Consider the following 12817-nt stretch of genomic DNA (forward strand, 5'->3'; position numbering starts at 1 on the left):
TCTCTTATTATGAAAAATAAGCCAATAATGTATATCTTTTTCCCTTTTTAATTAGGAACATATACTATCTTCTTTTTTAGTCCAGATCCTCCTTAATTACTTCATCAATTTCCTTGATACGTTTCTCCCGTTCTTTTTTGGATTTTACTTTTTGATCTTTGTATCCGGTATCTGTACGTTCGGAAACCTCTTCACTCCATTCTTCGAATTTGTCTATTGCCGGTCGCCCGTTCGGGTCGATGTTCTCTTCGGCAATCGGGGCATTTCTGTTAATCATATCATCCATAACATTTTTGTTTTAATGGTTTGTATGATATACACACTGATGATGAAAAAGTTCCCGGTATCTGTTCTTTTTCATAATCATTCACAGAAAGCACGCAAAGATAAATTTCTTTTGCGATTCATTGTATTATTGCGCCTATACACCAATATTTGCCAGCTAAAAAATAAAAAGTACCAATTCGACTTCTTATAATACACTACTTTAGCATTTGATATTACTATTATCACCGGTGATTCCGGATTTATTTCCATTGGTGGTAAACAGTACGCTCTTTGTCAAGGAGATGTTGTTTTTTTCAATACCGGGAGAGGTTCGGGCATGGGACAAAAGTCATCTTCCACAAGGCTATGCACTTATTTTTGAGGAAGAGTTTTTGATTTCATTCTTTAATGATCCTTCCTTCATGCAAAATCTCTCTTACTTTAATCGAAACAGGGCATCTGCTAAAATGGATATTATTGATATCTATACCCGGATTGATAGCTTGGTTCGTAATATTATTGTCGAAATTAATAATGAACAATCAAGAGATGAACATATTTTACGTGCTCTACTCTATGAAATGCTGATGTTTTTGAATCGGGAATATTTGAAAAGTAATGCAGGGATTGAGGAGAATTCACGTCACAGGCATATAGATCGTTTTATGAAATTGGTGGATGAGAATTTCAGAACCCACCATGATACGAAATATTATGCGGATAGATTGTGTATAACCCCTAATTATTTGAATGAAGTCGTTCAACAAGAAATGAAAATCAGTCCTAAGTGCTACATTCCTTTCTTTGATTCTTATTGTATGATTTCTCTTTCCTCTTCCTACTTTTGTGTTATCTATAAATTAAAAGAATAAAAAGATGAAAGAGGTAGAAAAAACGATTGGTAAGCTGATTGATCATCAGAAAATAGCTTTTATTGGTTCCATCGATGTGGATGGTTATCCAAATATGAAAGCAATGTTGACACCCCGAAAACGTGAGGGGATACGCACCCTTTATTTTACGGCTAACACATCTTCCATGCGAGTCAGTCAATTTTTAAAGGACAATCGTTCCTGCCTTTATTTTTGCGACCGTCGTTTTTTTCGAGGGGTGATGTTGAAAGGTACGATGGAAGTATTAACGGATAATGAGCCTAAAGAGTTGATATGGGAAGAGGGCGATACGATGTATTACAAAGAAGGAGTCACTGATCCGGATTATTACGTTTTAAGGTTTACGGCAACCAGTGGGAGGTACTACAGCAGTTTTAAATCAGAAAACTTTGCTGTTGAGTAGTCTGGCGGTTTATGCTGTTTTTAATTGGTGGATGAATAGAACTTATAGGTAAATTGTTTGAGTACGGTTTAGTTCTTTCATAAATTAGAGAAACTGTGCCAACAAAGTATATTATTCATATCTTCTATTGACACAGTTGTACTAATATGTTTGGAGAGAGAAGAAAATTATGCTCCTGCTACACGTGGCATTAACACAGGTTCTGCTTTCATTCTCGATTGTAATGCTTTAAGCAATAATTCTGTTTTTATGTCCTTGTATTTTTCGTCATTCCAAAGGTTTATTAATTCGTTTGGATCATTTTTCAGATCAAACAATTCTCCTTCGTTACTATTCATATCGAAAGCCAGCTTATAATGCTTGTCTATATAAGTACAAACATAAAATTTCGTCATTTGGAAACGGTTTTCCACAATTACATGATCCCGAATCTCTTTTTTATTTCCCATAAATACATCTGTTTGATCTATGCCTGTCATACATCTGGGAATTTTTTTACCTGCCATTCCTAAGATAGTAGGTGCAATATCCACTAATGAGATAAGTGCCTGGCTTCGTACACCTTGTGGCATTTTACCTTTATAGGAAGCTATAAATGGAATTTTGACTGCATCTTCGTAATCGAATACTCCTTTACCTACCAAACCGTGATGTCCGATAAATGCCCCATGATCTGTGGTGAATATGATTAAAGTATTGTCTATTTGTCCGTTTTCTTCCAGATGGTCCAGTATTTTTCCTATATAGTGATCCATCATGGAAACCATTCCATAATAAATCGCTTTGTTTTGCTGGAGTTTTTCTTTTGTCCATCGATGCTGTGCAATGCCATGTACCGGATAAGACGGGTTGCCTTCTGCCCAAATAGATTTGTCCGGATTCTCTTCCCGAGTCACCCTATAATGGAGTGGCATGTCAGAGATGTCGTCATTTACAGTTTCTGGAATATCCATATCTTCTGGTTTATACATAGATGCCCAGGGTTCAGGAATCAAATATGGGTTATGGGGATCAAAGAAACTGGCCCAAAGCATGAAGGGTTTATCCCCCTTTTTGTATTGGTCAAGAAGGGCAATGCAACGTTCTGCAATCCAAGCGTCGGTATGATATTTTTCTGGCATTTTCCACGCTCCGTATTGTCCTTTCGGGGCATTTCCCGTAGGAGTACGATACCAATCTCTCCATTTTTCTCCTACCTGATTTTGTAACCATATGGCATAATGTTGCCCTACATGAGGTTCATCAGCATGGTTTCTGGCCAATTCTACATGGTCGAATCCATAGAATGGACCATAAAATTCTTTCCAAAAGTCGAAATCTTGTAGAATCGGATACGCTTCGGCAGACGGATATTCGGCAGTTCCTCCGAGAGGTTGAAAATGGGCTTTTCCGATAAGCGCTGTTTCATATCCGCATTCGGATAAGCAATCGCCTATACATAATTCCGTTTCAGGCAGTTTTGTACCAAGAGCGTAAGCACCGTGTTGACTTGGATAACGCCCTGTGATAATTGAAGCCCGTGAAGGAGTGCTTACCGGATTGCAAGTGTAGGCTTTATCGAAAATGACTCCTTTACTTGCCAATCTGTCCAGATTAGGAGTTTTACATTTAGGATCATTATATCCCATTGCCATCCAGTGATGCTGATCACTGGTAATAAGAAGTATGTTTGGAGAATCTTTCGATATTTTACAATTTTCGTATTCGCCATAGTACTTTTTATACGCTTCATTAAGTTCGGAAGACTGAGCTACGACCAGTTGAGGGAGTAGGATAGTCGCATTTAAAAGCAACGTTTTTTTTGTCATGAGTTATCGTTTTAATTAATTATTTTTCCATTTGATTATTACAGTCTCTTCAGGTGATATCGTAAGCTTATTCGCTGTGGAATGGGCATTTTTATTCGCAAACAAGATGAATGCTTTTCCTTTTCCTCCGACTATATCGACGGTTTGTACAGATGCGGATTTGTTAATAATAAGAGAATACATCGTTCCGTTGCTCTTAAAACTTTTCATCATGACATCTTTATAATGCTTGTCGAAGTGAGGATTGTCATTAAGTATTTTATTGGGGAGTAAACTTACGGTGAGTTTTGATAATTCGGAGAAGTCCTTGGATTCACGTGCTCCTAATGCTATAGGTGAAGGAATCCAAAAGACCTTGCCTTTTCCATATTGATTGATACAAGCGATGCATTCTCCCTCCTTGTCCATTATAGGCGTAGCTTTTGAGGTTTCTATTGTTCCTTTCCACAAATGTGCAGGCAGTTTATAATTATCTTTCTCAAAATCCAGACTAAATAAGTTTTCTTTTATTTTGTATTCGATAGGATAAGATCCGAAAAGATTTTCTAAAGCAAATCCACTGACCACTGTACTATGTGCTTGATAATCATAATATCCCGTTAATCCATCCGCTATTAATGTTCCTCCTTTCTCAACAAATGATTCCAGTTGTTTAATGACCTTATTGTCCAATGCTATTTGGTGAGACAGAATGATGACTTGGTCGGTATAATCATTCAAAGAGAAATCAAACTCTTTGATCTCTTTGAAATTGGCTTGGAGGCCAGTTTCTGACAACGCTTCAAAATATGATAGAGGAGAACACATGACAGCTCCAATACTCCTGCCGTTTCCATTTAGTTTTCCTCTTGTTTGGGCCGCTTCAACCCACATTGATTCGTGATTGTATAGAATTGAAATTCCACTGTTCAAAGTTTTGATGTTCGACATCATTTTTACGTTTTCTGTGATAAATTTTCCTATCGTTGCTGCGGCAATAAGTCTGTCCGATGATTTATTTTTGAAATTTATCATCGCCCATTCTCCCGCTTCCGCAGCAGTACTTCGAGCATTGAAACTCCAAAATATACCACCTTTGGCTTCTGTTGCAAAATTTATCCAAAGCCATTGTATTATTTCTTCCGCAGTAGGACAGAGTGGATTAGCTCCGCTATACAAATTGTTTCCTCCTTGAAGTTCGGTCATCAGCCAAGGTAATTCTCCGGCACCGGAGCGAATTAACTCTGCGTTTGCCGACATCGCTACAGTATATGCTTTACGGGGGAAATATCCAAAATGCCAGCTTGCATGTGCCGACCCTCCTAAACTATTTAAGAAAGTACGCCATGTAGGAAAATCATATAGCCCGGATAACTTGAACACATTATGCGGATTAACATGCAAATCATGTTGTTTGTCATAAAGTCGTACTTGGTTCGCTAACCAATTCAGATACCAATTGTGATAATCGATAATGAAGTTTTCTTTTTCAAAATTTAATACAGGATATCCTTTTTCGTTGTATTCTGAAAAATTGTGTTCTTTTTTCCAGTCCGAGAAACGTTCTTTAGTAAACGGTTCGTTAAAAGGTAAATTGGGTGTACCTGGCTCATTGATTAAAACCCATGCAGCCAAATTTTTATATTGGGAGAAATGGGATACTACGTTTTTTATATAATCTTCCACTTCTTTTTGGTGCTCGCGTGAATGTGGAAATTTGAATCCTCCCACATCAGTAAACTCTGTATCAGGAAATAAGGTAGCATATACCTTTATATGATATTTGTCCGCTAACTTAAAAGCCCTATCAAACAGTGTAAAATCGTATGTACCACTTGGGGTTTTCATATACTTTCCGAACATACGGATCCGACAAGTGGTCATATTGCTTTCCGCGAGCAATTTGAACCATTGTTCTATTTGTTCCTGAGTTTGTCCGGGTTCGATAAAAATCTGCGCTCCGACAAAAGGAGTACTTTGTTTGCTTATTCTTTCCCCATAAGAGTTGATATAGGGGAATAACATCAAAAATAGAATTAAAAACGCTTTCTTTTGCATACCTTGATTGATTATAATAATTATTTTATTTTTTGTAGGTCTGTTTTATAAATTCTGATGGAAGTATATTAAAATATTCCTTGAATGTTTTTGTAAAATACGAATTACTGTTTATACCCACTTGATACATTACTTCTGAAACAGTATAATCATTGTTCTTGAATAGTTCATAAGCTTTTTCCATTCTTAAATTACGTATTAACGTGGAGATTGGAATATCAGTAACAGCCTTTACTTTTCTGTATAATTGGGTTCTGCTGATATTTAATTCTTCGCAAATATTTGTTATCCCGAATTCGGAATTGCTAATATTGTCGTGGATTAAGCCAATCAGTTTTTCATAAAATTGATTACCGCCCTTATTGTAATCTGTATTTTCTATTTCATTGCCGGAATCATATTCCATCAAACTGTTTTTCCTGTATTTGATGATGTTGTTTATTTTTTGAATTAAAATCTCCATGGAAAAAGGTTTGAGAATATAGTCTTCAGCACCACAGTCATATCCTAAAGCGATGTCCTGAGGCGTATCTTTGGCAGACAGCATCAAAATAGGTATGTGGTTGGTCATCATATTACTTTTTACTGCATTGCATAGATCATATCCTGTCTTATTGCCTTCCAAAACTATATCTAAAAGAATCAAATCAGGGATGAATTGTATAATTTCATCAATTGCATCGTCAACATTGTTTTTGCAAATTACATTGAATTTTTCAGCTAAGCAAACAGTTAAATATGTACTCATATCGAGATTGTCCTCTACGATGATTATTGTTGCTTTTGACTCTTGTTTGTTATCATTGATCTGTTCGCGAGTGATAGGTGATATATTCTCTTTTTTAATAAGTTCTTTATCATCATAGTATTCTTTACTGACAGGGATTCTTACAGTGAATAACGTTTGGCCTCCATCCGGATCACTCTTTACCGATATACTACCTTTATGTAGTCTTACCAATTGGTTCACCAATGAAAGACCGATTCCCATTCCTTGATTTTTTTGCCGATTATTTTGATAATAACGCTCAAAAATACGAGTTATGTCATCCGGGGAAATGCCCCATCCTGTATCTTCTACGGCAAATTCTATTTTATCATTGACTTGTGCTGCAAAAACGGTTACACGACCTCCTTTTGAGTTAAATTTTATAGCATTGGATACCAAATTTCCGATGATTTTAACCACTTTATCTTCATCCAAATATCCGATCATATCCGATGATTCACAAACTAAATGAAATTCTATTTGTTGATTTTCAGCAACAGGTCTGAACCGTTCACAGATATCTTCAAGTAGTAATGATATATTGGTTTCTTTTACACATAAAGGTACGACTCCCTCATCTATTTTTTGTAAATCGAGAAATTGGGATACTAAGTTATTCAGATGTTCGATGTTTCTACGCATGATACCCAACTTAGTGGTATTCACCGTTCCTCCTATATCGTTTATTATATCATTAAGCGGAGTTATTATCAAAGATAATGAAGTGCGGATTTCATGTGAAATATTAGCATGAAACTGTAGTTTGGTTTCACTTAACACTTGTTCATGTTCTCTTTGTATATGCTCTATTTGTAAGTCTCGCTTTAGTTTGTATTGTGTAAAATAATACTTAAGTACAAGCAATATGATCATTACCACAAATATCAGATACAATAGATAAGCCCACCAAGTATTCCAAGGAGCCTCTCCTACAGTCAGTTCAATACATCTTTCGTCAGTGTCCCAGATACCATTGATTTCTGTTGCTTTTACATGAAATTTATATTTGCCGGCATCTAAATTATTATAGCTTGCAATACGATTGTCTGATGATGTATAAACCCAATCTTCGTCAACTCCTTCTAATTTATAAGCATAATAGATTTTGTTGGGAGAGGTATAATTGGGGGCAATGAATTCGAAAGAAAAATTATTATTCAAATATGAAATATCGATTTGATCGGCATCAATGATATTGCATTTTAATGGTACACTGGAATTTATTTTTTGATTTGGCTTTACGGATTTATTATAAATCATAAAGCGTATAGTCTGTATTTGTGCATCATTTCTAATATCCTTAATGTCTAATGGGTTGAAATAATTAATCCCATTAATGGAACCGATGTACAAAGTTCCGTCAGCAGCCAGATATCCTGCTTCTGTTAAGCAATTGGAGCACAGGCCATCGCTATAATAATATTCTCGATAATGGCCTGTCTCCGGATTGTAATGTAATAAACCTTGGCTGGTGTTTAGCCAAATGGAATGATCGGAGACTTCAATTACACTTAGTATTTTATGATTGATAAGTTTCTCATGAGGAGCAACTGATATTACATTTGCTTCTAAAGATGAACAATCAAATGAGTTTATTCCTGAATCTGTTGCTACCCAGACATAATTACCGTTTTTAGAAAAACAAATGTCCCAGATATGATTACTTTTGATAGAACTGTTGGTTGTATTTATACTTTGATATTTGATTATGTCAGAAAATATATTCAAAGTGATAACAAATATCCCTTTGGATCGGGAGCCTAACCAAATACGCCCAAGTTTGTCTTTACCCAAGCAAAATATATCTTGCGTATAAGGAGCATTAAAATAATGTACAGAGACAGAAGAGGTAAACAAACCTCTTATTCGGGCTAATTTTCCGGTTCCGCCAATCCATATGGTTCCTTGGTCATCTTCTATAATCACACTCGCTGCAAGTATCTTATTATAGATATCCGTGGGAATACCACTGATTTCATTCAAATTATATAGTTTTTTCCCCTTGTAAATGTACACATTTTTGTTAGTCAATATCCATATGTTTTTCTTGGAATCTTCCATTATAGCATTGAAATTCTGTTTCGAATCTATTGGAAACTTGGTATAAACTCCGTCTTTTAACATATATAAGCCTCCTAATTTTATGCCGATCCATAAATTGTCTGAAGAGTCTTTAGTGATGACGCGTACCAATGGGCGTATTTCCTCTTTTGGCATCAATAGCTTATGAAATGGTAAGGGAGATAAATCAACGATGGCAACGCCATTATGGCCCGAACCTATCCATAGACAATTAGAACGGTCTATGAAAAAATTGCGAATCAAGTTTGATTGGAAGAATGTGGAATTGTTTAAATCTGTTGTTTTCCTAATTTTGAAACTACCTTTTTGATGAGATTCTAAAATGCGTATGCCACTGTTTTCTGTACCGGCAATGTATATTCCGCGTTTCAATTCCTTTATCGCAGTTAGCGGAGTGCTTACATTGGTTTTTACCACTGTTCCTTCATCAATGAGGTAAATTCCTTCATCATGAAGAATAAACAATTGTGAAGAGGAATCACAATAAATATCTCTGGCCTGTTTTATCAGTTGATTTTCATAGCACCCTTTTATGTTTTGATCGGTATCTAAATGATATATCTTATTATTTGTAAGTATCCATATACAGCTTTTGTCTGGAGATAATAGAATACGTTTTATGGTGGTATGCCACAGACTTTCAATTTTTGTTTTTTCATGTACAACCTTATGCAGGCTATCTATATGCAATAAATAAAGTCCGTCCGAGGTTCCGACCCATATTTTATGGTTGTTGTCTTCTATTAAACTTCGGCAATTCTTCCACTTTATGTCAGTAGGTACATGAAAATTGTCAGTATCCTTATTGTAAAAATTTACGCAGGATGTTCCTTCTGTACCTACAATGAGATTTCCTTTTGAATCTTCAAGTATAGCCAGTATTCTATTGTTGGATAAGGAAGTTGTATCATTATTGATGTGGTAGTAATTTTTATAGTTGGTACCATCATATTTACATAGACCATCGTAAGTTCCCATCCATACAAAACCGTTTTTATCTTGAACAATGGAAGTAACGGCTTGTTGCGGAAGCCCTTCATTGACAGAAATAACATGCAAACGCGACGAAAGAATGTCCGCGTTAGCAGTTTGTCCATACGTACTTATTGAGAATGCAGCTAATAGAAAAATGTATAAAATGTAGATCATAATATGATTCGTTCAGGTTCTTAATCTTTTCGCAAAAATATATGTTTTATTATTCTTATCCTATATTCCAAATTTATAATTGGCCCAATGGTTCATTCGAGCAAAAGAAAGACACTTTAGAGCAATGGTGCAGTATGTGAGATTTGTACATTTGCAGCAGTTATTAATCTTATATTATAATTCCATGAAAAAATTATTATTCGCTACCTTATTACTTTTATGTAATTTAATGGTAAATGCACAAATTAAGGTGACTGGTACCGTTTATTCTGAACAAAATCGTGAAACATTAATCGGTGCTACGATTATCATTGAAGGAACCGAAACCGGAACCATCACTGATCTTGATGGTAAGTTCTCAATTGTTTGTAGTACTTTGCCTGCTAATATCAAAGTTTCTTATATGGGTATGGATTCTAAAGTCGTGACGGTTAAAAGTCAGAATGATTTACCTTTAAAAATTTATCTGGAAGAAACACAAAATGAAATTGACGAAGTAGTGGTAATTGGTTATGGAACTGTTAAAAAAAGCGATTTAACCGGGTCTGTAACTTCCATGAAAGGATCGGATGTTAGTAATTCTCACATGTTATCATTAGACCAGGCAATGGCCGGAAAAATGGCTGGTGTAAATATTACAAACACGAGTGGAGAACCGGGAGCCGGTATTAGTATTCAAATTCGTGGTACTGGTTCTATCAATTCGGATAGCGAACCGTTATATGTCATTGATGGTGCCCCGATATCCAAAGATGCCGGTACCGGAGTTGGCGATCCGAAAGGATTAAGTTCGGCAGTGTTTAATCCTTTATCATCTTTAAATCCGAATGATATTCAATCAATCGAGATTTTGAAAGATGCATCGGCTACTGCAATATATGGTTCACGTGGAGCTAATGGTGTTGTTCTAATAACCACAAAATCCGGTATGGAAGGTAAGCCAGTTGTCTCTTTTTCAACCTATGTCGGTGTTGGAAGTGTGTCCAAGAAAATAGATGTACTGCAAGGGGAAGATTATTTGAATTATATGAAATATGAACGTGAAGATCCGGATTATATAGCAAAATATGATTCTTTACAAAACACTCCGTTCTATGATTGGCAAGATTATCTTTTTAAAAATTCTATTACTCAGGATTATAATATAGGTATACGAGGAGGAACAAAGACAACTAAATATTCAATGAGTGCAGCTTATACCGATCAGTCCGGATTGGTAGAAAATTCCGGATTTGACAGATTTACAATCCGCTCGAGAGTAGACCAAAATATAGGGAAGAGAGCCAAGACGGGTGTTAATATTAATTTTTCGAAGACTTCTCAGGATGGTGTGCCTTCCGGTGGCTCTAAGGATACAGGAGCGGATGTCTTTCAGCAGGTTTTAAGTTATCGTCCGGCAAATGTCCGTTTTAATAGTTCTGATTTTGACTGGGATGGAGAATTGACAGGTGATTATAATCTTCAAACGAATCCTCATGACTATGTAACTACTGTACAGAATAGGCTAAGTAGTGTGAGAACGACTGCTAACGCTTATATACAATATGATGTTATAAAAGATTTGCAGTTCAAAACTTCTTATAATGTTGATATGATTAATACCAACAAAGAGATTTTTTATGGTCCCTCTATTGCAGCTGGTGCTTCTGTGAACGGTCGTGGAGTAAACTCTTGGGCAAAACGCTTTAATTGGTCTTGGGAAAACATACTGACTTATAACAAAGTGTTTAAGAAGCATCATAGTCTTAATGCAATGGTGGGCTATACAATGGAAAAGAATAGTGGCAGGAATTTTTCTATTGAAACTACTGATTATCCAGCCGCTTATTCTGATTTGACAGGTGGCAATGTAGGGCTTGGATTGAATATAATGGCACCTGATGTTAAAGATTATGCCAGTACATTGCTTTCTTATTTGGGGCGTGTGAACTATTCTTATAAGAGTAAATACTTGTTTACGGCAAGTTTCCGTGCAGACGGTTCAAGTAAGTTTCCTAAAGGGAATAAGTTTTCCTATTTTCCTTCAGCTGCTATAGCTTGGAATATTCATCGTGAAAAGTTTATGCAATCCTTAAAAACAATTGATGAATTAAAGTTAAGATTCAGTTATGGGCGTACCGGTAATCAGGGAATACCTGCATATAGTAGTTTGTCTACTTATTCAAATGTGTATTATTCATTTAATGAAAGTGGTGGCATAAGACCTTCTTCTACATTAAAACCCGGTATTGCAGTGGGTTCTATAGCTAATCCTGATTTGACATGGGAAACCACTGAACAATATAATGTCGGATTTGATATGGCATTGTTCAATAATAGGTTATCGTTATCCGTAGATGCCTACTATAAAAAGACTTTTGATTTATTACTCGATAAACCTTTGGATTACACGACCGGTTTTAGCACCATGATGTATAACTCTGGTAGTTTGGAAAATAAGGGAATTGAATTTGTAGTGAATTCTGTCAATATCTCCAACAAGGATTTCTCTTGGACTTCTTCTTTGAATATGTCGTTTAATAGGAATAAAATTCTTGATTTAGGAGAGAATTCGGCTTTGACATTCAATGCAGGCAATATTTATAATGAAGCTTTTATCCTTGAACCGGGGCAGGCAGTAGGAACAATGTATGGGTTTATCTATGATGGAGTTTATCAGTACAAGGATTATAAGAATTTCTATAAAAACAACGATCCATCGCAAGGATTATTATCAATCGAACAATGTCGGGAAATTTATAATCGTGCCAAGAATGGTGAAGAGAAACTGGTGCTTATGGATGGACAACCTAAATATGCAGGGGATGTTCCATTGCCGGGAAGCGCAAAATTTAGAGATGTAGTGGGCGATGATAATAACATTACTACAGATGATAGAACTTATATTGGAAACAGCGAACCTAAATTTACAGGTGGATTTGTTAATAAATTCAATTATAAAGGATTTGATCTGAATATTTTCTTGTCATTCTCATATGGTGGTAAATTGTTTGTGACCAATTATTATCCGGTTTGTGGTTATAATAATCGTAATATATTGCAAAGTATTTATGATGAGGCGTGGAGACCATATAGAGATTCAAACGAATGGCCGGATTATACCATAGACTCATACAAAAACTTAGCATCGAGTTTGTTTGTAGAAAACGGTTCCTATCTTAAGATTAAAGATATTACTTTAGGTTATACTTTGCCAACGTCATGGCTTGAAAAAGTAAAGATAAGCAGAGCTCGTATCTATCTGACAGGCCAAAACTTATTTACATTTACAAAATTTAAGTGGTATGATCCCGAAGTCGCTTCTAATAATCCGATTACGGGTGGTATGTACCGTTTTGTTTATCCAAGTTCAAGAACCATTATTACAGGTCTTTCTATCGATTTTTAAACAACCCTAAATAAATACAAG

7 protein-coding genes are annotated in these 12817 nt (G+C 35.7%); 3 read left to right on the top strand and 4 right to left on the bottom strand.

The window, feature by feature from the left end; genetic code table 11:
* Positions 1-76 precede the first annotated feature (76 nt).
* Positions 77-286, bottom strand: a complete 210-nt coding sequence (locus tag HMPREF1532_RS11770; protein WP_005929583.1) for a hypothetical protein — start codon at positions 284-286, stop codon at positions 77-79.
* Positions 287-494: 208 nt separating this feature from the next.
* On the opposite strand from HMPREF1532_RS11770, the gene HMPREF1532_RS11775 reads away from it, so the two are divergent.
* Positions 495-1139 (top strand): hypothetical protein, encoded by a 645-nt coding sequence (locus HMPREF1532_RS11775; RefSeq protein ID WP_244266428.1) that lies wholly within the window; start codon positions 495-497, stop codon positions 1137-1139.
* 4 nt (positions 1140-1143) lie between these two features.
* On the top strand, positions 1144-1563 hold the full coding sequence (locus tag HMPREF1532_RS11780; protein ID WP_005929589.1) for a pyridoxamine 5'-phosphate oxidase family protein: 420 nt from the start codon (positions 1144-1146) through the stop codon (positions 1561-1563).
* 167 nt (positions 1564-1730) lie between these two features.
* Here the strand turns inward: HMPREF1532_RS11780 and HMPREF1532_RS11785 are convergent, their stop codons facing one another.
* The 3 genes from HMPREF1532_RS11785 to HMPREF1532_RS11795 are packed head-to-tail and all read right to left on the bottom strand — an operon-like array spanning position 1731 to position 9408.
* Positions 1731-3371: a sulfatase family protein gene (locus HMPREF1532_RS11785; protein ID WP_005929592.1), complete on the bottom strand. Its 1641-nt coding sequence runs from the start codon at positions 3369-3371 to the stop codon at positions 1731-1733.
* A 15-nt stretch (positions 3372-3386) separates the two neighbouring features.
* Positions 3387-5408, bottom strand: coding sequence for a beta-galactosidase trimerization domain-containing protein (locus tag HMPREF1532_RS11790; RefSeq protein WP_005929595.1), 2022 nt, complete (start codon positions 5406-5408; stop codon positions 3387-3389).
* Positions 5409-5433: 25 nt separating this feature from the next.
* On the bottom strand, positions 5434-9408 hold the full coding sequence (locus HMPREF1532_RS11795; protein WP_005929598.1) for a hybrid sensor histidine kinase/response regulator transcription factor: 3975 nt from the start codon (positions 9406-9408) through the stop codon (positions 5434-5436).
* A gap of 184 nt (positions 9409-9592) precedes the next feature.
* On the opposite strand from HMPREF1532_RS11795, the gene HMPREF1532_RS11800 reads away from it, so the two are divergent.
* Positions 9593-12796: a SusC/RagA family TonB-linked outer membrane protein gene (locus tag HMPREF1532_RS11800; RefSeq protein WP_122282073.1), complete on the top strand. Its 3204-nt coding sequence runs from the start codon at positions 9593-9595 to the stop codon at positions 12794-12796.
* Positions 12797-12817: the final 21 nt, after the last annotated feature.

The sequence above is a fragment of the Bacteroides salyersiae WAL 10018 = DSM 18765 = JCM 12988 genome (assembly GCF_000381365.1).
In the GTDB taxonomy this organism is placed as follows: domain Bacteria; phylum Bacteroidota; class Bacteroidia; order Bacteroidales; family Bacteroidaceae; genus Bacteroides; species Bacteroides salyersiae.